This is a genomic window from Mesobacillus boroniphilus (assembly GCF_018424685.1).
Classification (GTDB): Bacteria; Bacillota; Bacilli; order Bacillales; family Cytobacillaceae; genus Mesobacillus; species Mesobacillus boroniphilus_A.
Genome location: NZ_QTKX01000001.1, coordinates 2,016,683 through 2,040,785 on the forward strand (window position 1 = coordinate 2,016,683; position 24,103 = coordinate 2,040,785).

Genomic DNA, 24,103 nt, shown 5'->3' on the forward strand with positions numbered 1-24,103 from the left:
TTACTTGGGAAAGCAACAAAGTTTACGAAAAGAGCCTTAATTAACGACGGCTTAGGATATGGTGGCCGTTTTGCAGGAATTGGCTGCGAGAGTTGCGCATTCTTTCAATACGCTCCTCAGCCATACGGTCAGCCGCTTTATAAGTAGGAATTCCATCCCTTTTAGCAATTTCGATTACTTTTTCAATATTGTTGTAAATGGTTTCAACCTTTTTCATTGCTCTTTCAGCGTTATAGCCGTAAAGCTCGTCTGCAACGTTGATTACTCCGCCAGCATTGATGACATAGTCTGGAGCATAAACAATTCCCATTTCATGGATGATATCGCCATGTTTTGTATCCTTAAGCTGGTTGTTAGCGGCACCGGCAATTACCTTCGCCTTTAGCTGAGGAATTGTTTCATCGTTGATTACAGCGCCTAATGCACATGGTGCATAAATGTCACAGTTCACGCTGTAGATTTCATCCGGCTCAACTGCTTTGGCCCCGAATTCCTCAACAGCTCTTTGTACAGCTTCCTTGTTAATATCAGTAACAATCAGCTGTGCGCCTTCCTCGTGGAGGTGACGGCAAAGATTAAATGCCACATTGCCTACTCCCTGAACCGCAATTGTCTTACCTTCTAAGGAATCTGTGCCGAAGGCTTCCTTAGCAGCTGCCTTCATTCCTCTGTAAACGCCATAAGCCGTTACAGGGGAAGGATTCCCTGATGAACCGAATGCTGGTGAGATACCAGTTACATAGTCAGTTTCCTCATGAATTAAGTCCATATCCGCTACAGTTGTACCTACATCTTCTGCAGTGATATATCTTCCATTCAACCCCTGGATATAGCGGCCGAACGCACGGAACATTTCTTCATTCTTATCCTTGCGAGGATCGCCGATAATAACTGTCTTCCCACCACCAAGATTCAAGCCAGCAGCTGCATTCTTGTATGTCATGCCTTTAGCAAGGCGAAGTGCATCCTCAATAGCCGCTTCTTCTGATGCGTAAGTCCACATACGAGTTCCGCCCAAAGCTGGTCCAAGAGTTGTATCGTGAATTGCAATGATTGCTTTCAATCCTGATTGTTTATCCTGGCAAAATACAACCTGCTCATAATCGTACTGTTCTAGATACTTAAAAATTTCCATTTCTAATTCCTCCCCTGGTTTATGTAAATTATTTAGAAGCAGAGCATAACGCCAATGCAAGTGAGTATAACTTGCTTTCAGCAGTGTCCGCCCTGGATGTTAACACGATTGGTGCTTTTGCCCCTGCAATGACTGCCCCAACCTTTGCGTTGGCAAAGTAAATTAATGATTTATAAAGGACATTTCCCACCTCGATCGCGGGGACTAGCAGGATATCAGCCTTGCCGGCGACGTCACTTTTGATACCTTTATGTTCTGCAGCAAGCTGTGAAACCGCATTATCAAGAGCCAACGGACCATCCACAATACACCCAAGAATTTGTCCTCTTTTGTTCATCATCGTTAATGAAGCAGCATCTACTGTAGCCTGCATCGCCGGATTGACCACTTCCACTGCAGCGAGTGGCGCCACTTTCGGCAGATCAATTCCTATAGAATGGGCTACCTTGACAGCATTCTTGATGATTTGAGCTTTTTGCTCAAGGTCTGGCGCGATATTCATCGCTGCATCGGTAACAATTGTAAATCGATCGTAGCCCGGCACTTCAAACACAGCCACATGGGAAAGTACCGCCCCGGTCCTCAGACCATATTCTTTATTTAGGACTGCCTTCAAAATCACGGCAGTAGGGATATTCCCTTTCATCACGACATTGGCTTCATTCGCTTTGACTGCTTTAACGGCCATTTCTGCGGCAGTATTATTATTCGGCGCGGAAATGATTTTAATCCCTTTTCTTCCTGTTAGTTCTGGATGCTTCGTTGCAATCATTCTTTCAATTTCTTCTTCGTTACCATAAAGAAGAAAATCGGCAAGCTCCTGATTTACAGCTTCGGCAACTGCCTCTAATACCTCAGTATCTTCTGCCGCTGCAACAGCAACTGTTTTCCTGCCATTTCGGGATGCCATGCTGATAAGTGAGTCTAATTTCATGACTGATTCAACCCTTTCTGTTCTTCTCGCATCACCCGCTAATAGTATATGCAAGAACTGTGCCAACTCAAAAGTATTGAAAACGCTTTACTTTTGCCCAAAAATATTATGCAAAAAATTGCATAGTGTGAAATTTATTGCATGCCATCTGCTTCAATCCTATATTTCTCGAGCTTGTAATATAAATTTCTGACGGATACACCTAACACTTTAGCAGCAGCTGTTTTGTTCCCCTTCACAGCGTTAAGGGTGGACTTGATCACGTTTGCTTCGTACTTTTCCAACTGAACTGCAAGAGGTTCAGCCGTGATTGATTGTCCAATGTAATCATCCTTGTCCTTCAACTGACTGATCTGCAATTCAGGCAAATGATCAATCCTAATAATCGTTTCGCTGTAGCTCAAGAATATAATTGCACGACCAAGAACATTTTCAAGCTCCCTTACATTTCCCGGCCAATTATATTCCATCAACTTTTTAATAGCATCATCAGAAACACCTTCAACGTTCCGCCCATAGTCTTGATTAATCTTGCGGATCAACCTTTCACACAGGTAAGGAATATCTTCCTTCCTTCTCTTTAGAGGCGGTATATGAATCGGCATTCTGTTTAAACGATAATATAAGTCTTCTCTAAAACTGCCATTCGCAATCGCTTTTTCAAGGTTCATATTTGTGGCGGCGATGACCCTGACATTGATCGGTATGGGTTTCGTTCCTCCAACCCGGACTATTTCTCTCTCCTGTAAGACCCGGAGTAACTTGGCCTGTGTATTGGCAGGCAACTCACCGATTTCATCTAGAAAAATACTGCCGTTATTGGCTTCTTCAAAAAACCCTCGTTTTCCGCCCCTTTTAGCACCTGAAAAAGCACCTTCCTCGTAGCCGAATAGTTCACTTTCCAGCAGTGATTCAGAAATTGCCGCGCAATTGACGCGTATGAACTTGTTGAATTTCCGATCGCTGGCATTGTGAATCGCATGGGCAAATAATTCCTTCCCTGTTCCTGACTCACCGCGAAGGAGGACTGTTGCAGGGGTTTTCGCTCCAAGCTTTGCTTGTTCAATTGGAATTGTCATTTCTTCTGATTGGCCGATAATATCTTCAAACGAGTATTTCGCTTCAAGGGTCCTGATAATCTGCCTTGCGCGTGTCAGCTCCCGATTCAAGCTCTGGATTTCCGACATATCATGGATAACCCCGACACTTCCCTTTAGTTTCCCATCTACTATGATGGGAGCTACATTGACAACAACTTCTTTTTTATTGGGGCCAACCCTCATCGCCGCACCCCTGACTGGCCTTCTCGTCGTAAGCACTTTCATATGCATGCTCTCGCCTTCAGATATATCAGCGGTAGCCGGTTGCCCGATTACTTCCTCTTCCTTAAGCCCGGTGATCCTCGTGTAAGCAGGATTGATCATAATTCCCCGGCCATCTTCATCTACTACAGAAATTGCTTCATCGCTGGAGTTTATGATGGCCTGAAGCATTGTTTGGATCTCTTTTAAATTCGTTATCTCTTCCGCAAGATTCACTACTTCAGTAATATCCTTAAAAACAGAGAACGCTCCAATCAATTGGTCATTTTCATCAATGATCGGAATCCTGGTAGTGATGATTTTCGACCCATTTGGAAGCAATAATTCCTGATTGGACTCAATCTTTCTTGTGTTAAGAACCCTCGGAAGCTTGCTTGTGGGTATGATTTCTAATACATGTTTGCCTTCTGCTTGTTCTCTTGTTGTTTCTATAATTTTTTCAGCGCTTTTGTTGAACAATGTTATGATTCCTTCTGTGTTGATGACCACCATGCCATCTCCAGAAGAATTGAATATCAAGTCATGTTCATATGTAATTTTCCTGAGAGTTTTTATTAACTCTTCCTTTTCCTCTAAAAGAGTAGCCAGGAGAAATGCGACACTGCCTGGAATCAGCACAGTGTTTTTGCCGCGTGCATCTCTTAAATCTTTAAAGACTTCTTCCTCACCGGTCACCTCGATGATAATATCCAATTGATCTGATATATAGTGATGCCAGTCTGTCCCGGTTTGGATACCTGCATGTTGCGCCGCGAGGATCCCTGGTGCGTCAGGATTAATATCAACCACAGCGATTACATCTGCAGTTTGTTTGAAAATATCAAGGATTGCCGTTCCACCCTTGCCTGCACCTACAATCATTACTTTTTGCATAATATCCACCACATATCTGGAAAAATATTTCATGGGCCCATCATTCTAGTCTGCAAAATCTTTCACTAATATTGTAATGCTTTTTGAATGCGCTGACAAATTTCTTTGTTTTCTAACTCTTCTGTAAGTAATGTGCAATGAGCAACTTATATTGCAGAAAAACAAGGGGTTGAGTATACTTTTTAAAAGAGGACAAATAAAGAGGGGAAACCAAATGATCAGGATCATAGCATTAATCATTATGTTGATACCAGGCGCCATTGCTGCTTTAGGGGTAAAGCTGATGCGAGACATGGTGTTCGGAATCTTGCATGCGCCTTTTCCATATTTATGGCTTCAATTTCTTGCGGGACTTCTTTTTTTCCTGGCTGGACTAGGTTTTATTGCTGGTTTTATCCTGCATCGTGATCGTAAGAGAAATAAAGTCCAGGCATTTTTCAGAATACCTGATAGTAATAAAAAGCAAAACAGGCCTTAATGATTTCAGGCCTGTTTTATTTTGTCTCTAATTCTCCTTGCCTTTGCTGGTTCATCTGTGATGACCGCAGTGCAATTCACCTTGAACAGCCTTTCCAGCTCAGCCTCTTTATTTACAGTATACGGTCTCACATCAATCCCGCTCTCCAGGGAAGCCGTGATGATCTGATCCGGCGCAGCCCGCCAGTGAGGATGAAAGCCTTTAGCTTTTATTGATTGTGCGTAAATCCATGGCATATATAAGCCCTCAGAAAGCAAAGGTGCGATTTCAATCTCCGGCGCAAGCAAATAGCTTTGGACAATGCTGTAATGATTGAAAGAGGAAATGATAATTCTGTCTGATAAATCATAGTCCCTAACCATTTTTATGACTTTTTCTTCCATGCCTTCATAAGGGATAATACTGTTTTTTAGTTCAATATTGCATACCATTCCGGTTCCTGATAACCATTCCAGGACTTCAGCTAAGGTAGGAATCTGTTCTTTTTTGGGTAAGCTTTGGAATTTGAAGCGTGCATCCAATTTTCTTAAATCCTCTAACTTGTAGTCCTTTACCAGTCCAGTGCCATCTGTAGTACGATCAACCTTCTCATCATGAATCACGACCAGCTCACCATCTCTTGTCATTTGGACATCAAGCTCCAAGCCGTCTGCACCTGCTTTTTCAGCTTCTTTAAAAGCGAGCATCGTGTTTTCTGGATATTCTGCTGCATAGCCTCGATGTGCTAAAATAAGAGTCATAACCCATCACACCCATCTTTTTCAATTTGGAGGTAAAAAACAATGAGACCATTACATATCTCTGCGGAAACGGCCATTAAGCTTTCAGAGAAGCTCGGAGTGCCTATAGAACAAATCATGCACATGCCCCAGCATATCCTTATTCAAAAGTTATCGGAATTAGAAAAGGAAAAAAAAGAATAATTTACAAGGCGCCCTTAAAGGCGTTTTTTTGTTGACCATGTCGGAGGACTGCTTCCTGCCTTATATATACATAATAATATTCAGACTCTCATATTGCCAATTTCCAGGCAAATAAAAACATCTCACTTTAAATACGGTCAGACCGAGATAAAGTAAGATGTTCATTAAAATATTATGAATAAATAGCTAAATCTTGCCTAACTCTTTCAAGAAGCCTTATGCTCCAGGCGCAGCTTATCAGCAACCATGGCGATGAATTCGGAATTTGTCGGTTTTGCCTTTGTCATTGAGACAGTATAGCCAAACAACGAGGAAATGGAATCAATATTCCCTCTGCTCCACGCCACTTCAATTGCATGGCGGATTGCACGTTCTACACGGCTTGCTGTTGTATTGAATTTCTTGGCGATATCTGGATAGAGGACTTTTGTGATCGAGCCAAGAAGTTCAATATCGTTATATACCATCGAAATGGCCTCACGCAAATACATATATCCCTTAATATGTGCAGGGACTCCAATTTCATGAATGATGCTGGTAATGCTTGCATCAAGGTTTTTGGGCTTCTGTTCAGCATTTGATCTGCCATAATTGATTGATGACGATGGTTTACGCGCTACTGATTTTGCCTTGCCGCTTACCTGGCGGATATGTCCTGCAAGATGTTCCATATCGAACGGCTTCAAAATGAAATAAGATGCTCCAAGCTCTACTGCTTTCTTTGTTACATCTTCCTGTCCAAACGCAGTCAGCATGATTACATTTGGAATGATTCCCTTCTTCATTTCCCTAAGTCTTTCCAGGACTGCCAGCCCATCAAGGTGCGGCATAATAATATCTAACAGCAAGACATCAGGATCTGTATCTTCGAGCATTTCCAAACATTCCTGGCCATTATGGGCAACTCCAACAATCTCCATATCATCCTGCGAAGAAATATATTCTTCAAGAAGACCTACTAATTCTCTGTTGTCATCAACGACGCATACTTTTATTTTGTTCACTACTTGGTTCCTCCTCAATCCAATTATGATCACAAACAATATCTTCTCTAAATTCTATTCTAAATGACTAATTCGACAATGCAACAGAAATTCCTCTTATTTTTAATTTTTTCTTAAAAAAGTAATATTTTCTTATAAATGCTTCATTTTCCTTTGTTTTTCGACTTATTTCGATAGTTGACAAAGAAGCGACAGCTATTTTGTCGAATAATCTTGGTTTTTAACTCTTTTTCCCCTATTATGACATTATTATTAAGGGAAGCAATATAAATGTTCACATAAAGAAAAGGGCGGCTATTTGCCGCCGCCGAATTCCTGTATTAACTTGCCTGCTCTCTTGGTTTTTCGTAAATGTCAATACCTGCTTCATTTAGCATCCATTCTATATGAACTCCATATCCACTTGTTGGGTCATTTACGAACACGTGGGTTACAGCTCCCACTAGCTTATCCCCCTGGATAATTGGACTCCCGCTCATTCCCTGTACTATGCCACCCGTTTTTTCCAACAGTTCTGGGTCGGTTACTTTAATGACCATGCCCTTCGTTGCCGGAAATTTCTGCGGGATGGTGCTTACAATCTCTATATCAAACAGGTTTACTTCGTCATTATTCACGACCGTCAGGATTTTCGCCGGACCTTCTTTTACTTGATGTGAAAGGGCAATTGGCAAAGGTTTATCAAATACGCCATTCGAAATATCTTTGTTCAGTTCGCCAAAGATTCCAAAAGGACTGTTCCTCCGAATATTCCCTATTACTTCCCGGTCAGATGAAAAGCGAGCCAGCTTTTCCCCAGGATTGCCTTTTCCGCCTTTCTCGATCGAAGTAACTGTAGATCGTACAATTTGCCCATCACCAACGACGATTGGTTTTTTTGTGTCCATGTCGGAAATGACATGTCCGAGAGCTCCATATTTTTTGGACTGAGGATGATAAAAAGTCATCGTCCCAATCCCTGCAGCTGAATCACGAATATACAACCCAAGCTTATAAGTGTTTTCGTTTACATCCTTTTCAGGCTGGAGTTGAGTTTTGATTTTTTCATTTTCCCTTTTAATTACAACATCCAATGGCTTACCGTCTTCTCCAGCTTGTTTAACAAACGGGCCAACGTCCGCCATTTTCTCAATTTGCTGTCCATTGATTTCTGTGATGATATCGCCTTTTTTTATACCAGCTTTTTCACCTGGCGACACTCTTCCTTCATCAGCCTGCACCTGGTGATGCCCGACCACAAGGACACCAACCGTATTCAGTTTTACTCCTATTGATTGACCGCCTGGCCTGACCTTGAAATCCTTAAGGACATTGACATCGACTTTTTTAACCGGGAAACCGGCTAATTCAAGGACCATTTCATCCTTCCCATGTCTTTTTGCCTCAAGAGATAAGGTTTCACCTTTTTGGTCCACTTTGATACTTGAGTCTTCTACGGGAGCTGTAACTTGGACTGCATTTGCCTGGAAATCAAGCTTTTGCCCCTCGAATAATGTTATATCTCCTGGAATAGATAAATATTCATGTACTGGTTTTGCAAATCCTAAAGCAATTAATGAAACAAGGAGAATTCCACCAATAAATTTTCTGAAAAAATCTTTTTTCAAATCCATTCACTCTCCTCGCTTCTAGTCCCACACACATCAAAAATGGCTACATCTTTAATTTTGCCTCGACTCCCCGCATTTATAACCTGTATAAAAATAAAAAAGCTACCCTTTATGGATAGCTTTTCATGTAACTGCCTTCATATTTTGAGCAAGCTTCAGCAATTCCTCAGCATGCTGTTTCGTGAGGTCCGTAACTTCGACCCCTGAAATCATCCTGACGATTTCCTTTACCTTTTCAGGGGAAGAAAGTGGAGTGACGGATGTTTTCGTCCTTCCATTCTTTATAACCTTTGCGATATACAGGTGGGTGTCAGCCATCGCGGCGACTTGAGGCAGATGCGAAATGCACAGAACCTGCGATCCAGTCGACACATTATAGATTTTTTCTGCAATTGATTGAGCAACACGACCGCTGACTCCTGTATCCACTTCATCGAAAATGATCGAAGTGACACCCTGATGTTTTGAGAAAATACTTTTCAAGGCGAGCATGATCCTTGAAAGTTCTCCTCCTGATGCAATTTTTGACAAAGGCTTCAATGGTTCGCCAGGATTTGTAGAGATATAAAATTCAACCTTATCTGCTCCGTTTTTATGGAAATGGTTAGAATCCGATTCGATTCTGAGGTCAAATACCGTTTTTTCCATATACAGCTCTTTTAGTTCATTATGGATTAATTTTGTCAGCTTTTTCGCCCATTTCCTGCGAGTTTGAGCCAGGTTATTGGCCTCGATGCGCAAATCCTTCTTAAGCGATGCAAGCTCCTTTTCCATCTGCCCAATATGGACTTCTTTATTTTGAAGCGTCTCGATTTCTTCTTCGATTTTTGAGGCATACTCAAGGATTTCTTCTATCGTTTTCCCATATTTCCGCTTCAATTGATTGATTTCATTTAGCCTGTCATCAATTTCATTCAACCGCTGTGGATCATATTCAAGGGAATTGAGCTCATTCCTGATGGTCCTCGCCGCATCTTCCAGCATATAAAAACTGTTCGCTACTGTGTCAGCAACATTTTTATAATCAGGATCCAAGTCAGCTGCATTCTGAAGGTTATCCATGACCAAACCAATCCAGTCAAGGCCTTTTTGCTCACCCTGCAATGCTGTATAGCTGGTCTGAATGCTCTCGTAAATCTTTTCGAAATTGCCAAGCTTACGCTTTTCTTCAAAAAGTTCCTCATCTTCGTTAATCTTTAAATCCGCTGTGTGGATTTCATCATGCTGGAACTGGATCAAATCAAGTCTATGGGCCATTTGTTGTTCATTTTCACTTAAGCTTTTCAGCTTTTTCTGTGTTTGTTCAAATGAACGAAAAACCTGATGGTATTCATTAAGGGCAGGCAGGATTTCATCTGCTCCGAATTGGTCAAGCAGATTAATATGCTTTGCCTCATCCATCAATTCCTGGTGCTCATGCTGACCGTGAATATCTATCAAGGTCGAGCCGACTTCACGCAGGACAGCGATCGTGACAAGCTTGCCATTTATTCGGCAGACACTTTTTCCACTCGCTGAAATATCTCTTCTCAAGACGATCATGGCATCTTCAATTTCGATGCCAAATTCAGCTGCTTTCGCATAACTTGGATGATTTTCACCTTCCAGATGAAATAGACCTTCAATTTCCGCTTTATCTTCGCCATGGCGGACGAATTCCGCAGAGCCCCTTCCGCCAACGAGCAGGTGGATGGCATCAATGATAATGGATTTCCCAGCCCCTGTTTCACCAGTGAGCACGGTAAGGCCTTTATTAAAAGAAACGGATAATGATTCAATTATTGCGAAGTTTCGTATCGATAATTCATTTAACAAGCAAACGTCACCTCATTTACAACATTTCGAGAAAACGATTTGTAACTTGCTCTGTATCCTCTGGAGTACGGCAAATAATCAAGATGGTATCGTCTCCACAAATCGTGCCAAGAATATCTTCCCAATCGAGATTATCAATCAGTGCCCCGATCGCGTTGGCGTTGCCAGGCAGAGTTTTCATTACTAAAAGATGTCCTGCCTGATCGATCCGGATAAAAGCATCCATTAACGACCTTTTTAACTTCTGCAATGGATTGAAACGCTGGTCTGCAGGAAGGCTGTATTTGTATCTGCCATCGATCAAAGGAACCTTTACAAGATGGAGCTCCTTAATGTCACGGGAAACTGTCGCCTGTGTAACATTGAAACCTGCAGCCTTCAGCCGATCGACAAGTTCATCCTGCGTTTCGATATCCTTGCTCGCGATTAACTCACGGATTTTTATATGTCGTTGTCCTTTATTCATTCATATCACCCCTGGATATATCCGAAACATTCATATACTCATATGTTAGCCGATTTCAACAGAATGTACAATCATTCGTCGACTTTCGGCAAAAGTTATCGTTGGAATTGACGAAGTGGTGACTATTTTAGGCCGCAATCTTCGTAATAATAGCGGTTTAAAATAATCCTCCAACTTTTGAGATAGGCTCTGTTAAACCCACAGAAACAGCAAAAAAGAACAGGCTCATTTGCCTATTCTTCCTCACTGGTTTGCTTTGATTTTAATTCATTATGCGCTTCAGTAACGACTTCTTCAGGCTCCCTTTTCAACAACAGCTTCCCCTTCTCTTCTTCTGGATTGTTCCATTGAAGATGAAGCAGGAATTCGATATTTCCATCACCGCCAGTGATCGGCGAGAAGCTTAGATCAATAACATCATAGCCCTCTTCTATCGAGAAAGTAATGATCCTGTCCAATACTTGTTCGTGGACTTTCCTGTCACGAACGATGCCTTTTTTGCCGACCTGTTCTCTTCCAGCCTCAAATTGTGGCTTAACGAGAGCGACGATATCACTGCCTGGTACCAACAGGGTTTTTAGCACAGGCAATATCAGGCGAAGTGATATGAAAGATACATCTATGCTTGCGAAATTCGGCATCCCTTTTATGAGGTCCTCCGGTTTCACATAGCGGAAATTTGTCCGCTCCATCACGACAACACGTTCATCCTGACGCAGCTTCCAAGCAAGCTGGTTGTAGCCGACATCCAAAGCGTAAGACATTTCAGCGCCGTTTTGAAGGGCACAATCGGTAAATCCGCCAGTCGAAGCTCCGATATCCAGCAGGGTTTTCCCTTGAACATCGAGATCAAAAACCTTTAGTGCCTTTTCAAGCTTCAAGCCCCCACGGCTCACGTATGGGAGGACATTTCCCTTTACAGTCAAGGGTATGTCACTGCTAACCTTTTCACCAGGCTTGTCCAGCCTGCTTTCGTTTGAGTAGACGAGCCCTGCCATGATTGTCCGTTTGGCTTTCTCCCTTGTTTCAGCAAGACCGCGTTCAACAAGCAGCACATCTAATCGTTCTTTTTTGATTTTCATTTGCTACGCCCTTTTTTGTTTCTGTCTCGCAAGCTTTTGCATCCGCAAGACGACATCTTCTGTTGTCATTCCAATTTCCTCAAGAAGCTTATCAACACTGCCATGCTCAATGAATTGATCCGGAATTCCCATCCTGTCAATCTCAACATGCTGATAGCCCAGGTCATGAGACGTTTCGAGCACAAAGCTTCCGAATCCACCCTGAAGGACAGCTTCCTCAATCGTAAGGATCGGCATGTTTTCATTCAGGATGCCCACCAGCATCTCTTCATCGAGAGGCTTGATAAAACGAGTATTGACTACCTTTACTGATATGCCCTGCTTTGCAAGTATCTCTGCTGCAGCCATTGCCATTGGAATCGTCGTTCCGAATGTCAGGATGGCTGCGTCTTCGCCTTCACGAAGTACTTCCCATGTACCAATCGGGATTTCCTGCAACTCTTCATCCATCGGTACTCCTAGTCCATTTCCTCGTGGGTAACGCATCGCAATCGGCCCTTGGTCATACTTTAATGCCGTGTACACCATATGTTGTCCTTCATTTTCATCCTTCGGCATCATCAATACCATATTAGGCAAGTGCCTCAAGAAGGCGATATCAAAAACACCCTGGTGTGTTTCTCCATCAGCGCCTACGAGTCCGGCACGGTCTATCCCAATGAACACATTCAAGTTCTGGCGGCAAATGTCGTGGACCACCTGATCATATGCGCGCTGCAAGAATGTTGAGTAAATAGCCAGGAATGGTTTCATATTTTGCGTAGCCAGTCCGGCTGCAAAAGTCGCCGCATGTTGTTCAGCGATCCCTACATCAATCATTCTGTCAGGGAATTCGCTGGCGAAGCCTTCAAGCTTTGAACCAACAGGCATAGCAGGAGTTACAGCAACTATACGTTCGTCCGTCCTAGCGATTTTCCTTACCGTTTCACTGACCAGTTTACTCCAGGCTGGTGGTGCGGATTCAGGTTTCACAAAATCGCCGGTCTCCATTTTATAAGGTCCGGTCCCATGCCATGTGCCAACCTTATCGTTTTCAGCCGGGTTATATCCCTTGCCCTTTTTTGTGATTACATGCAACAATACAGGCCCTTCCTGCTTTTTTGCATATGCAAGGTTTTCAAACAGGTCGTCATAGTCATGGCCATCTACTGGTCCAAGATAGGTAAATCCTAATTCCTCGAAAAAGATTCCTGATACAAAGAGATATTTTAAGCTGTCCTTTATTCTTTCCGCAGTCGACGCGAGCTGACCGCCAATAGCAGGCACCTTTTTTAATAAGTATTCGAGTTCATCTTTTACCCAATGGTACTTACCAGCGGTCCGAAGGCGCCCAAGTACATTATGCAATGCCCCCACATTAGGAGCGATCGACATCTCATTATCATTCAGAATGACAATAAGCTTCTTTTTTTCATGCCCGATGTGGTTCAAGGCCTCTAAAGCCATTCCTCCGGTAAGGGCACCATCACCAATAATCGGAACGATATGGGAATTTTCCCTCTTGAGGTCCCGGGCAATTGCCATCCCCATTGCAGCTGAAAGTGAAGTTGAACTATGCCCTGTTTCCCAGACATCATGCTCACTCTCAACCATCTTTGGAAAACCGCACAATCCTTTATGCTGCCTTAACGTATCAAATTGACATGCTCTTCCGGTCAGGATTTTATGTACATATGATTGATGCCCTACGTCCCAAAGAAATTTATCCTTCGGGCTGTCAAAACACTTGTGCAGGGCAATCGTCAATTCGACAACACCAAGGTTAGGTCCTATGTGTCCGCCCGTAACTGATAATTTTTCAATCAAAAACTGCCGAATCTCCCCGCTTAACTCTTCCAATTCGTTTTTCGAAAGATTCTTCAAGAAGGAAGGGTCTTTTATTGATAAAAGATCCATTTCGGACCACTCACTTTCATTTCTGACTTATTATTCCGCTTTGTTTATGCATTTCTTAAAAAGTTGTTAGTAATAACATATATTAAGTAAAGAAAGGTTTTCAAGCTATACCTGAAAATATGGCATCTGTTTTTCTTATATGTATAAAAAAAGCTGCCAACACTACCGTGCTAACAGCAAATTATAGCACACTATAGCACTATTCTCAACGACTGCTCTAATTGTTGCGCAGCCCAATTAAATCGGTGATCTGGTCTAGAATCCCGACTTCAAGCCCACTTTGGGCAAGTGAATCTTTCGCGCTCAGTAAATGGGAATCCAGCGCATCTTTGGCTCCAGCTAAACCAAGCAAAGCAGGATACGTGCTTTTTTCATTAGCTGTATCGCTCCCAACTGGCTTGCCAATCATTTCCTCAGTACCCTCAAGGTCGAGAATATCATCTCGTATCTGGAATGCAAGGCCTATATGATACGCAAATTTAGAAAGTACTTCCTTTTGTTCCGCAGTTGCGCCGGCTACTTCTGCACCCGCAATGATACTGTATTCGAGTAATTTACCTGTTTTATTAATGTGGATATATTCAAGCTGCTCAAGTGTGAGTTTCTTATTTTCCCCTTCCATATCCGCTACCTGACCGCCCACCATACCAGGAGCGCCCGCGGCAGCTGACAATCCTTTGATCAACGCCAGTTTAATGTTAGCTGGTATTGAGTCTTCAGGAATTTCCGTCAGCAGGTTGAAACTTAATGTCAAAAGAGCATCACCTGCAAGGATAGCAGTCGCTTCCCCGAATACTTTATGGTTCGTCGGCTTTCCTCTTCTTAAATCATCATCGTCCATACTTGGCAGGTCATCATGAATAAGCGAATAGGTATGGACCATTTCGATCGCCGCTGCAGCATCAAGTCCATCTTGCGGGTCTTTTCCGAATGCGTCGATTACTGCGAAAACAAGTAGCGGGCGGATCCTTTTCCCACCTGCTTCCAGTGAATAAAGCATTGCCTTCGCAAGGTTCTCAGGCGTCTCTAGGGCACTAACCGCCTCCCTTAGCCGTTCCTCGACAAGAGTCTTATATTTTTTTGTAAAAGAATCAAGTGAAACAGGATGCAATACTATTCCTCCTCATTTATGGAGAAACCTTCAGTCCGTCCATCTTCAGTAATGATCTGGGCAAGTTGTTCTTCCACATTCTTTAGCTTATCATGGCAAAGCTTGGATAATTCCATTCCTTCTTTATAAAAAGAGATCGCTTCTTCCAAAGGCACATCTCCTTCTTCAAGTTTTTCAACTATGCTCTCCAGTTGATCCATCGCCTGTTCAAAACTTAGTTTTTTTTCATCTGCCATCGTTTTCACTCTCCTCAATATCTGTCACGATACATTGAATGCTTCCATCCGAAAGCTTTACCTTTATTTTTCGTTCAGGTTTTACCTGGGTGACTGTCTTGATCAGTTCTCCATCGTCTGTGTATGCAAGACTATAGCCTCGGTCCATGATTTTCAACGGGCTTAACGCTTCAAGCGTAGACACAATTCCATTGAACTCTTTTCTTTTTTCAGATAAGACAGCCGTCATGGCCCGGTTTAAAGCTCTAGTTGTTCTCATATGCCTTTCAGCAGATACTTTCTTCAGTTCTTCTGGATGGCTTCGCTCTAATCTTCTTTTCAGTTGAAGAAGCGCATCGGTTTTAGCAAAATAAAGCTTTTCAGCTCCACGTGTCAGTGATTCCGTCAGCTTATCCACTTGTTCAAGTTTTTGTTCATAAAGCTTCCTTGGATAACGGAAGGCGTATGATCTGATCAGCCGCTGATAGCGCTCCTGCTGGAAGAATACTTTTTCCCTCATCGCCCTCATCAGTCTTGTTTCCCTGTTCATTACCCTCTCAATGAGCTCCTGGATATGAGGGACTGCCAGCTCTGCGGCTCCAGTTGGAGTCGGCGCTCTCATGTCCGCGACAAAGTCAGCGATCGTAAAGTCTGTTTCATGACCAACAGCTGAAATAATGGGGATTTTCGAGGCAAAAATCGCCCTCGCAACTGATTCCTCATTAAAATTCCATAGCTCCTCAATTGACCCGCCCCCGCGGCCGATGATCAGAACATCAATATCTGCCCTTTTATTTGCCTGTTCGATTGCCCTCACTATAGAAGGGCCTCCCTGCTCTCCCTGAACCAGGGCCGGGAAAATGAGCACCTTGGTAATTGGATATCTTCTCTTAATTGTGGTTAATATATCGCGGATTGCTGCCCCGGTTGGGGAAGTAACAATGCCGACAGCTTTTGGATATTTCGGAATAGGCTGCTTGTATTTTGGAGAAAAAAGTCCTTCTTGCTCAAGCCTCTTCTTCAGCTGTTCATAAGCTATAAATAAATCGCCCACTCCATCGGTTTTCATTTCTTTTATGTATATCTGGTACTGTCCACTGCCTTCGTATACTGAGATATCTCCTCTGACCAGAACCTTCATGCCATTCTCAGGCTTGAACTTCATGGATCTGGCGGCACCCGCGAACATAACAGCAAGGATTCTGGCTTTCTCATCCTTGAGTGTAAAATACATATGCCCGCTCGAATGCCTTTTGAAGTTGGAGATTTCCCCTTTGATATAAACGCCCTGAAGATGCGGGTCGGCATCAAATTTTCGTTTTATGTATTTGGTTAATGCGTTGACGGTTAGATAACGCTGATTATCCATTGGTAAACTCCTTTTGTGGAACTGATTAGAAAAGCGCAAGCGCCTTGCCCTGCCCCGACAAGCGCTGGAGCTAGTCAATTCTAGAAGTCGAAATTTATACTTTTCAGTATCATAAAAAAACTGCCCATATCCATTATAAATTTAGAATCCCGATTCGTCACTTAACATAAGTGGATTTTCAGTTTCTAAGTTATAACAGATATGGACAGAACCACGCCTTATAGATTTGAGTTTTGAAGTCTGTTCATATGGTTCTTTGCAGACTTCAGAGTGTTGTACATCAACATTGCGATGGTCATTGGACCAACACCGCCAGGAACAGGAGTGATATACCCTGCTTTTTCTTTAACTTCATCATAGGCTACATCGCCGCATAGCTTCCCTTGATCATCGCGGTTCATGCCAACATCGATGACCACAGCGCCTGGCTTGATATGGTCTGCCGTAATCAAATTGACTTTCCCGACTGCGGCTATGACTACATCCGCCTGTTTCGTATGTTCCTTTAAATCTTTTGTCCTGGAATGACAATATGTAACGGTTGCATTTTCATTTAAGTAAAGTTGGCCTGCCGGCTTTCCGACAATATTGCTCCTGCCGACCACAACCACATGCTTCCCGGCAAGGTCTATCTCTATTTCCTTCATCATTACCATTACACCATATGGCGTGCACGGTAAAAAAGCATCCTGGCCGGTCATCATCCGACCAATATTGATGGGATGAAAGCCATCAACATCTTTTTCAGGGGAAATAGCTTCTATCAGATTTTTTTCATTGATGTGATCTGGAAGCGGTAGCTGAACCAAAATGCCGTGAATGTCTTCATCACGATTGAGTTCGTCTATTTTAGCCAATAGTTCCTGTTCAGTAATGGAGACAGGATATTCAATCAGGACATTATGCATACCAAGTTCTCTTGCAGTTTTTTGCTTGCTGTTGACATAGGTTCTTGATGCCTGGTTATCACCGACAAGTATCACAGCCAGGCCTGGAGTTAATCCTTGCTTTTTCAACTCCTGGACCTGGTCGGCGATTTCAAGTTTCTTCTTTTTAGCTATTTCTTTTCCATCAATAATACTAGCAGCCATACTTTCTCCCCCTATGTGTTCAGGGAAGGTCCAACCTGCCTGCTTCCAATGGTTTTTAGGAAATGCTCTGCTTTACTTTTGACAGAACACCATTAATAAATCGGCTTGATTGGTCATCCCCATATAATTTAGCAATTTCAATTGCTTCATCAATAACGACATTCATCGGTACGTCTTCGTTGCAATACTTCAATTCGTATACGGCAAGACGCAGAAGATTCCGGTCAACAGCTGCAAGCCTGTCGAGAGACCACTTTTCTAAGTACACCTTGATCTCCTCATCGATTTCCTGCTGATGCTGAACCGTACCGTTCACAAGCTTGTTCAGATAATCATCCCCAGCTTCTTCTTCAAGTACATGTTCAATCGCGTCTGAAACCTCTACCTTGCTTATATCAATCTGGAATAAGGCTTGTAATGCCTTTTCTCGTGCTGTTCTTCTTTTCATTGAATTCCTTAGCTCCTTTATGGCTTGTCTGATTCTAACAAAATAATAGCATATCATATCTCTTTACGCATGGTTTCCTATTATTTTTTACTTTTTAGAAAAAAGTTAATCAAAACAAAGGGAAATATATCTCTCAGGCTAAGAATTTATGAGTAAATTAGAACAGCACTAGCAGCTTTAACACCACAATTAGCTCTTTATCATCCCACAAACAGTGATTTCTGTTTGGGGATTGGGTATTGTCCTTATTCGGAGATACGTCAGACAACTTTTACTCGGCAACACGGTATTTTGTATGAACATGGGTCCACTTCGGACAATTGTTCCTCTAGGACGCGAGGATTTGTCCGAGCCTGGGCCTACTTCGGACAACTACCTCCTGAGTGCCGATGATCGACACTTCTAGGAGCCAGATACTTCCAGGACTACAAAAAAAACCAAAGGCATGCATAATTATGCCTTTGGTTCGGTTATTAAACTTCTTGTTCGACTTCAGTTTCTACTTTTTGGTTTTCAAACTGGACGCCGACTACATGGATATTAACTTCTGTTGCATCGAGTGCAGTCATGTTCAATAATGCCTGGCGGATGTTGTCCTGGATTTTTTGGGCAACCACAGGAATTGATACACCAAACTTCATGACACAATAAACGTCAACCTTGATGCCTTCTTCGACAAGCTCGACTTTTACACCCTTGCCGTGATTCTTCTTGCCAAGTCTTTCAACTACTCCAGCCGCAAAGCCGCCGCGCATTTGCATGACACCTTCTACTTCGGATGCAGCGATGCTTGCAATGACTTCAATTACTTCAGGTGCAATTTCCACTTTCCCTAAGCCGTTTTCATCATGGCTCATTTCAAGTAAATGTTGCTGTTCACTCATGGCTAGACCTCCTATTATTCTTCTTTCATAAGATCATGCATTTCTAAAAACTTCGTATTGAACTGCCCTTCCACGAATTTCTCATGGTTTAGCAGCTTGAGATGGAACGGTATGGTCGTGTGGATACCTTCGACCACAAACTCACCAAGCGCTCTCTTCATGCGGTCAATCGCTTCTTCCCGGCTGCTTCCATAAGTAATGACCTTCGCAATCATTGAATCATAGTAAGGCGGGATTGTATAACCAGGATATGCCGCTGAATCTATTCTAACACCAAATCCGCCTGGAGGGAGATACATTTTAATTTTGCCTGCTGATGGCATGAAGTTTTTCGCTGGATTTTCTGCGTTGATTCGGCATTCAATCGCCCATCCATTGAACTCTACATCTTCCTGCTTAAGGTTCAGCCTTTCACCTGATGCAATCTTGATCTGTTCCTTGATCAAGTCAACGCCTGTTACCATTTCAGTTACAGGATGTTCAACCTGTATCCGCGTATTCATCTCCATGAAATAAAATTTACGATTGCGATAATCATAAATAAATTCTACCGTGCCGGCTCCAGTATAATCAACTGCTTTTGCCGCTTTGACCGCAGCTTCGCCCATTTCAGCCCTGATTTCTCCGTCAAGGGCTGGTGATGGTGTTTCCTCAAGCAGCTTTTGAAGGCGCCTTTGGATTGAACAATCACGCTCACCCAGATGAATGGTATGGCCATAGCTGTCTGCAAGCACCTGTATTTCAACATGGCGGAAATCTTCGATATATTTTTCAATATATACTCCCGGGTTCCCGAATGCTGTCATTGCTTCCTGCTGGGTGATATTGATCCCTTTGACAAGCTCCTGTTCTGTCCTGGCAACACGGATTCCTTTGCCGCCGCCGCCAGCTGTCGCTTTGATGATGACAGGATAACCGATGTCGTTCGCAAGGCTGACAGCATCTTCTGTACTTTCCACGATTCCCTGTGAACCCGGAACAATAGGAACATTCGCCTCTTTCATTGTTTCTCTTGCAACATCTTTCGTTCCCATCTTTTGAATTGCTTCTGGAGAAGGACCGACGAAAATGATGTTGCACTCCCTGCAAAGCTCAGCGAAATCTGCATTTTCAGCAAGGAAGCCGTATCCAGGGTGGATGGCGTCACAGCCGGTCAATTTTGCCACGCTGATAATATTTGTGAAATTCAAATAGCTGTCTTTTGAAGCTTTCGGTCCAATACAATATGCTTCATCAGCAAGCTGTACATGAAGTGATTCTTTATCTGCTTCAGAGTAGACGGCTACGGATTCGACTTCCATTTCCCTGCAGGCACGGATGACCCGGACTGCGATTTCTCCTCTATTGGCTATCAGTAATTTTTTTATCATCAATATCGCTCCTTATTCGGGCTTAACCAGGAATAAAGCTTGGCCGTATTCAACCAGCTGGCCGTCTTTAACAAGAACTTCAACAATTTCTCCATTTACTTCTGCTTCGATCTCGTTGAAAAGTTTCATCGCTTCAACGATGCATACAATTGAATCTTTGCTGACCTTTGAGCCTGCTTTTACATAAGCATCTGCTTCCGGAGATGAAGATTGATAGAAAGTTCCGACCATTGGTGAAACGATCTTATGTAAATTGGAAGTATCCTGAACTTCTTCCTGCTTCACTTCCTGGACTGCTGCCGCTTCGACCTTAGGCTCAGGGCGTTGAGTTTCCTGGACTGCTGGTACTGGCTGTGGAGCTGGTGCAGCTGGCTGAACGTGCTCAACCACAGACTTGACTGCTCCATGCTTCTTCATTTTGATCTTTGATCCTTCATATTCGTATGAAAACTCGTCAATGCTTGATTGGTCCACTAATTTAATTAGCTCTCTGATTTCCTGTACTTTTAACATCTTAAGGCACCCCTTGTCCATTTCATAATTAAGACTAGATACTAACACTATACGATAATACCATGTAAAAATTCAATATGTAACACTGTTTCTTGTCTTCCTTCTCTATTTTAATATTTTCTGAAAAAAAAGTGAATTCATACGACAGGAATCCCGAAATTTCTAGCGAATATAACAATAGCTTGAATAAGAGGAGAATTCATTTGATGAAAAGTATTGAAGAAATTAAACAAGAGGATTTGGAAAGAAAAAATTCTTTAACCGTAAAAGCCACCCTAGTGTCTGTCATTCTCGCGGCAGTTGTTGATATTGCCATGCAGAAAGAACTTGCCGTGATTCTATCAATCATTGTTGGCGGCGGCGCTGGGGTCGGAGTTGTTGGATTGCTCCACTATACTAAAAAGTTAACAAATTTCATCCCTTATCTTTCCGTTGTCATTGTTTCCGCTGTTCTATTCTTAATTATGGAAACTAGCGTTTCACCTACTGCTTATACCCTTCTTTATTTTATCCTTGCTGCGGCAGCGATCTATATGGATAGGAAATTACTGATTTTAGCTTCCGGTCTCGGATTTATTATTATTTCGATGTTCACCTTGCTGCATAACCACGAGCTGCCTTTGGAGACGAAAAACTATGTAACCATATATCTATTGTATATGCTGGTCACAGTTATGCTTGGCTTCCAGTTCTCCATCTCCAAAAAGCTCGCTCAAACGATTGAGTCAGCACAGCAGGAAACAGAGAGTCTATTGATTAAAGATTTAGAGACACGCAAAGTAATCGAAAGCAATACAAGGAGCATAGCAAAGCTGATAGATGATGTTAGATTCAAGAGCAAGGAAAATTATCAATCTTCCATTGAAATGACCCAGTCTGTGACAGAGATATCTGCAGGGATCAATATCCAATCCGATTCAGTTGTGGACATTACCCAATCCCTTGAAAAAACAAATCAGGTCATCTACAGGACATCAGCGCTTGTCAAAAAGCTGCATCAGGACTCAATGTCGGCCGAAAAGGTATCCGATAAAGGCGATGAGCTGATGTCCAGCCTTATTTCAGAATTGACAGCTTCATATGAAAATATGCAAAATGTCAATACACACATCTTGTCTCTTTCCGCGCTGATCAAGGAAACAACCAGCTTTGCATCAGATATCCAGGGAATTGCTTCCCAAACTAATTTGCTGGCACTGAACGCATCTATAGAGGCAGCCCGTGCAGGAGACAGCGGCAAAGGATTTGCCGTCGTTGCCGAAGAAGTAAGGAAGCTCGCTGACATCACAAGTAATACAGCAACCCAAATTACCGAAAACTTAAAAAGCGTCATGAGTGATACTTCAAAAACAAAAGAAGGAGTCAATCTGACAGCTGAAAAACTTACACAAAACCTCGAATTAGCAGCAGAGACAATGGAAGCATTTGAAACAATACACCAAACTTTCAAAGTTTTGAAGAGTGATATCTCTGAGCAGGAGGGACTGACAAAAACCATTTTGGATTCCTCCATGGCAATCGAAAGTTCCATTACCGGCTTCAGCTCCGTCATCCAGCAGGCAAGCGCAGCGCTAGAAGAAATCTCATCAGCAGCTATTTCGCAGAGTGAACATCATGAACATTTATTTAAATCCGTTGAAGCGGCACATCAATCTTTGGATAACCTAATTAGGCTGCAACAAAATTAAAGGGAAGGCAACCGCCTTCCCTTTTTCAATGCGTTCCTTTATTTTACAGGCTCAAATTGTACAGCTACTGGCTGTAATGAGCCAAGCTCTGTGCGCACCATCTGGATGATTTCGTTGGCTGCAGATGCTGAATGCTCCTGAGCTTTCACTGTGATTCTGACATTCTCTCCGTCCGCACGAACAAGAGCATCTTCATAACCCATTGACTTGATCAATGTTTCTAGCGTGAATTCTTTTTGAGCCACTTCATCAAGCTCGTTCATCTTCTCAATTGCATCGCTGCGGTCTTGGGCAGGCAGGTCCGTTGAAGCGACTATTGCCTGAAGATCTTCCTTCATTTTTGTGCGCTGTTCTTCAAGCTTCATACGAAGTGCTTCGAACTTTTCATCGCTTGCAATGCCAGAGATCACTGTTTTGCCATCCTTGGATTCAGTTGCTGCAGTTTCTGTTCCTTCAGCCTTCTGTTCTTCAACACCGGCCAAATCTGCTTTTTGCTGTTCAGGTGAAGTGATATAATAAACCGATAGCACCACTACAAGACTTAACATTGTTAACAACCAAACTGTTTGCTTTTTCAATAACATCTATTATTCCCCCTTAGATTTTTTAGGCATGACTGCCACCCGGTGGTTTGGTACATCCAAAGCCCTGGTGACGGCCTCGATAATCCATTTTTTCACTTGTATATTTTCGGCACCCTTGGCTACTACGACGACACCTCTGATCTCCGGCTTTTTTGTCTCCAGAACGATAGGAACCTCTTTTTCACCATTGCGGATGATGACCAGCTGCTCATCCTGTGATGCGTCCTGGACCTTGCGTTTGCCGCCTTCACGATCGGTTTCATCCGTCGTCTGGGACTGGATGACCGTGTTCTTCTCAAGAACCTTTTTTTCAGTGGCATCTACGTTTACGAAGACCGTGACATCCCCAACGCCATTTATTCCTTCGAGCACTTCTGTCAGCTGAGCTTCATAAGCCTCTTCATACTCGGAAATGACGTCATTGCCTGCCGATTTCTTTTGCCCGAACACGGCAGCATCCTCTTCAGTGCCTGCCTCCTTCGTGGCTGTAACCGCCATATCAGGACTTTTGTCTCCCAGTATATTGCCTATGAGCATGATAGCTGCCCCGAAAAGTACGACAATCATTAAGTATTGGTATTTTCCAGATTTCTTCTCTGGCGGTCCGTCTTTGCTGCTCAATTGCTTCTTAAGCCAGCTTAAGGGACCTTTCTCATTGTCCATGCTCGTCACTCCCCCCTTCTATCATTATTTGAATAGACTTTTCAGGAACATTCCATTTTTCTGACAGAAGAGAAGATATTTGATCTGTATTCTGAGAGGTTTGTTTTGATGGGAGGGGTGCATTCGTATCAATTTCTACTTCTCTTACTACTGCCACAGTCTCTCCCTCATCTTCGGCTTTTTTCACATGCACGATGACATACTCCAGGTTCTCAGGGAAAGGCCGCTGATCCTGATCATTTACTTCAAGCTCGATATTAGCAATCTCCATTCCTTGCTGCTCCATCAACTCCTCCTCTGCGGCTGTTTTCAATTGGACAGCCATTGTTTCTAAAATATATGCATGCTGGGATGCTTGTATTTCTTTTTTCTGAAATTCTATTGAATTTTTTATATTTTCATCCTCTAAACTACTGAATTGGCCCATTGAAGCTATCGCTGATTCAAAGTCTGAAGTAAACAGTTTCATGACCGGTGACAGGATGATGGCAATCAAAATCAGGCCTGTGACGATTTTCGTATATTTCTGGAAGCTAGAATTAGGCAGCAGCATGTCTAGGACAGTTGCCAGGAGGATGAAGATAATGATATTGGTAATCCACTCTTTTATAAAATCCATTTCTTATCCC

General features: G+C 42.8%; 24 protein-coding genes. 3 read left to right on the forward strand and 21 right to left on the reverse strand.

Features of this window, described 5'->3' with window-relative positions; all coding sequences use genetic code 11:
* Positions 1 to 40: 40 nt before the first annotated feature.
* The 3 genes from bcd to DYI25_RS10355 all read right to left on the reverse strand — a co-directional run bounded on the left by bcd (position 41) and on the right by DYI25_RS10355 (position 4,264).
* Entirely contained in the window at positions 41 to 1,135 is a 1,095-nt protein-coding gene (gene bcd / locus DYI25_RS10345; protein WP_213368493.1) for a branched-chain amino acid dehydrogenase, read from the reverse strand.
* 28 nt (positions 1,136 to 1,163) lie between these two features.
* A complete protein-coding gene (gene yqiS / locus DYI25_RS10350) occupies positions 1,164 to 2,069 on the reverse strand; it encodes a phosphate butyryltransferase (RefSeq protein WP_213368495.1) in 906 nt (301 codons plus the stop codon).
* Between the two features lie 134 nt (positions 2,070 to 2,203).
* Positions 2,204 to 4,264, reverse strand: coding sequence for a sigma-54 interaction domain-containing protein (locus DYI25_RS10355; protein WP_213368497.1), 2,061 nt, complete (start codon positions 4,262 to 4,264; stop codon positions 2,204 to 2,206).
* Positions 4,265 to 4,478: 214 nt separating this feature from the next.
* Between DYI25_RS10355 and DYI25_RS10360 the strand changes: the two genes are divergently transcribed.
* Entirely contained in the window at positions 4,479 to 4,742 is a 264-nt protein-coding gene (locus DYI25_RS10360) for a DUF2627 domain-containing protein (RefSeq protein WP_213368500.1), read from the forward strand.
* 5 nt (positions 4,743 to 4,747) lie between these two features.
* Here DYI25_RS10360 and DYI25_RS10365 read toward each other — a convergent pair whose 3' ends face one another.
* Positions 4,748 to 5,482 (reverse strand): glycerophosphodiester phosphodiesterase, encoded by a 735-nt coding sequence (locus tag DYI25_RS10365; protein ID WP_213368502.1) that lies wholly within the window; start codon positions 5,480 to 5,482, stop codon positions 4,748 to 4,750.
* 42 nt (positions 5,483 to 5,524) lie between these two features.
* On the opposite strand from DYI25_RS10365, the gene DYI25_RS10370 reads away from it, so the two are divergent.
* Positions 5,525 to 5,665 carry a YycC family protein gene (locus DYI25_RS10370; RefSeq protein WP_213368504.1) on the forward strand — a complete coding sequence of 47 codons (141 nt, stop codon included), beginning with the start codon at positions 5,525 to 5,527 and terminating at the stop codon, positions 5,663 to 5,665.
* A 206-nt stretch (positions 5,666 to 5,871) separates the two neighbouring features.
* On the opposite strand, the gene spo0A is transcribed toward DYI25_RS10370, so the two are convergent.
* The 14 genes from spo0A to accB form a co-directional block, all read right to left on the reverse strand.
* Positions 5,872 to 6,669, reverse strand: a complete 798-nt coding sequence (gene spo0A, locus DYI25_RS10375; RefSeq protein WP_213368505.1) for a sporulation transcription factor Spo0A — start codon at positions 6,667 to 6,669, stop codon at positions 5,872 to 5,874.
* A 320-nt stretch (positions 6,670 to 6,989) separates the two neighbouring features.
* Positions 6,990 to 8,282, reverse strand: a complete 1,293-nt coding sequence (gene spoIVB / locus DYI25_RS10380) for a SpoIVB peptidase (protein ID WP_213368506.1) — start codon at positions 8,280 to 8,282, stop codon at positions 6,990 to 6,992.
* Positions 8,283 to 8,402: 120 nt separating this feature from the next.
* Positions 8,403 to 10,094 (reverse strand): DNA repair protein RecN, encoded by a 1,692-nt coding sequence (gene recN / locus DYI25_RS10385; RefSeq protein ID WP_213368507.1) that lies wholly within the window; start codon positions 10,092 to 10,094, stop codon positions 8,403 to 8,405.
* 16 nt (positions 10,095 to 10,110) lie between these two features.
* Positions 10,111 to 10,560, reverse strand: a complete 450-nt coding sequence (gene ahrC / locus DYI25_RS10390; RefSeq protein WP_041967930.1) for a transcriptional regulator AhrC/ArgR — start codon at positions 10,558 to 10,560, stop codon at positions 10,111 to 10,113.
* 233 nt (positions 10,561 to 10,793) lie between these two features.
* The gene (locus tag DYI25_RS10395; RefSeq protein WP_213368508.1) at positions 10,794 to 11,642 is read right to left on the reverse strand and encodes a TlyA family RNA methyltransferase; all 849 of its coding nucleotides are present in this window, start codon (positions 11,640 to 11,642) and stop codon (positions 10,794 to 10,796) included.
* A 3-nt stretch (positions 11,643 to 11,645) separates the two neighbouring features.
* On the reverse strand, positions 11,646 to 13,538 hold the full coding sequence (gene dxs, locus DYI25_RS10400) for a 1-deoxy-D-xylulose-5-phosphate synthase (RefSeq protein ID WP_213368510.1): 1,893 nt from the start codon (positions 13,536 to 13,538) through the stop codon (positions 11,646 to 11,648).
* Between the two features lie 217 nt (positions 13,539 to 13,755).
* Positions 13,756 to 14,649 carry a polyprenyl synthetase family protein gene (locus DYI25_RS10405; RefSeq protein WP_213368512.1) on the reverse strand — a complete coding sequence of 298 codons (894 nt, stop codon included), beginning with the start codon at positions 14,647 to 14,649 and terminating at the stop codon, positions 13,756 to 13,758.
* 2 nt (positions 14,650 to 14,651) lie between these two features.
* Entirely contained in the window at positions 14,652 to 14,885 is a 234-nt protein-coding gene (locus DYI25_RS10410; protein ID WP_167831504.1) for an exodeoxyribonuclease VII small subunit, read from the reverse strand.
* Positions 14,875 to 16,233, reverse strand: coding sequence for an exodeoxyribonuclease VII large subunit (xseA, locus tag DYI25_RS10415; RefSeq protein ID WP_213368514.1), 1,359 nt, complete (start codon positions 16,231 to 16,233; stop codon positions 14,875 to 14,877). The genes DYI25_RS10410 and xseA overlap by 11 nt, the downstream gene beginning before the upstream one ends.
* Before the next feature lie 218 nt (positions 16,234 to 16,451).
* Positions 16,452 to 17,324 carry a bifunctional methylenetetrahydrofolate dehydrogenase/methenyltetrahydrofolate cyclohydrolase FolD gene (gene folD / locus DYI25_RS10420; RefSeq protein ID WP_213368516.1) on the reverse strand — a complete coding sequence of 291 codons (873 nt, stop codon included), beginning with the start codon at positions 17,322 to 17,324 and terminating at the stop codon, positions 16,452 to 16,454.
* 55 nt (positions 17,325 to 17,379) lie between these two features.
* Positions 17,380 to 17,772: a transcription antitermination factor NusB gene (nusB, locus tag DYI25_RS10425; protein ID WP_213368518.1), complete on the reverse strand. Its 393-nt coding sequence runs from the start codon at positions 17,770 to 17,772 to the stop codon at positions 17,380 to 17,382.
* 473 nt (positions 17,773 to 18,245) lie between these two features.
* Entirely contained in the window at positions 18,246 to 18,656 is a 411-nt protein-coding gene (locus DYI25_RS10430) for an Asp23/Gls24 family envelope stress response protein (RefSeq protein ID WP_213368520.1), read from the reverse strand.
* Positions 18,657 to 18,670: 14 nt separating this feature from the next.
* The gene (gene accC, locus DYI25_RS10435) at positions 18,671 to 20,026 is read right to left on the reverse strand and encodes an acetyl-CoA carboxylase biotin carboxylase subunit (protein ID WP_213368522.1); all 1,356 of its coding nucleotides are present in this window, start codon (positions 20,024 to 20,026) and stop codon (positions 18,671 to 18,673) included.
* Positions 20,027 to 20,038: 12 nt separating this feature from the next.
* Entirely contained in the window at positions 20,039 to 20,539 is a 501-nt protein-coding gene (accB, locus tag DYI25_RS10440; protein WP_213368524.1) for an acetyl-CoA carboxylase biotin carboxyl carrier protein, read from the reverse strand.
* 206 nt (positions 20,540 to 20,745) lie between these two features.
* Between accB and DYI25_RS10445 the strand changes: the two genes are divergently transcribed.
* Positions 20,746 to 22,227, forward strand: coding sequence for a methyl-accepting chemotaxis protein (locus tag DYI25_RS10445; RefSeq protein WP_213368526.1), 1,482 nt, complete (start codon positions 20,746 to 20,748; stop codon positions 22,225 to 22,227).
* 38 nt (positions 22,228 to 22,265) lie between these two features.
* Here the strand turns inward: DYI25_RS10445 and DYI25_RS10450 are convergent, their stop codons facing one another.
* The 3 genes from DYI25_RS10450 to spoIIIAF are packed head-to-tail and all read right to left on the reverse strand — an operon-like array spanning position 22,266 to position 24,093.
* Positions 22,266 to 22,811: a SpoIIIAH-like family protein gene (locus DYI25_RS10450; protein ID WP_213368528.1), complete on the reverse strand. Its 546-nt coding sequence runs from the start codon at positions 22,809 to 22,811 to the stop codon at positions 22,266 to 22,268.
* Positions 22,812 to 22,814: 3 nt separating this feature from the next.
* Positions 22,815 to 23,474 (reverse strand): stage III sporulation protein AG, encoded by a 660-nt coding sequence (gene spoIIIAG, locus DYI25_RS10455; RefSeq protein ID WP_213368530.1) that lies wholly within the window; start codon positions 23,472 to 23,474, stop codon positions 22,815 to 22,817.
* A complete protein-coding gene (gene spoIIIAF, locus DYI25_RS10460) occupies positions 23,464 to 24,093 on the reverse strand; it encodes a stage III sporulation protein AF (protein ID WP_213368532.1) in 630 nt (209 codons plus the stop codon). Before spoIIIAF ends, spoIIIAG begins: the two co-directional genes overlap by 11 nt.
* Positions 24,094 to 24,103: the final 10 nt, after the last annotated feature.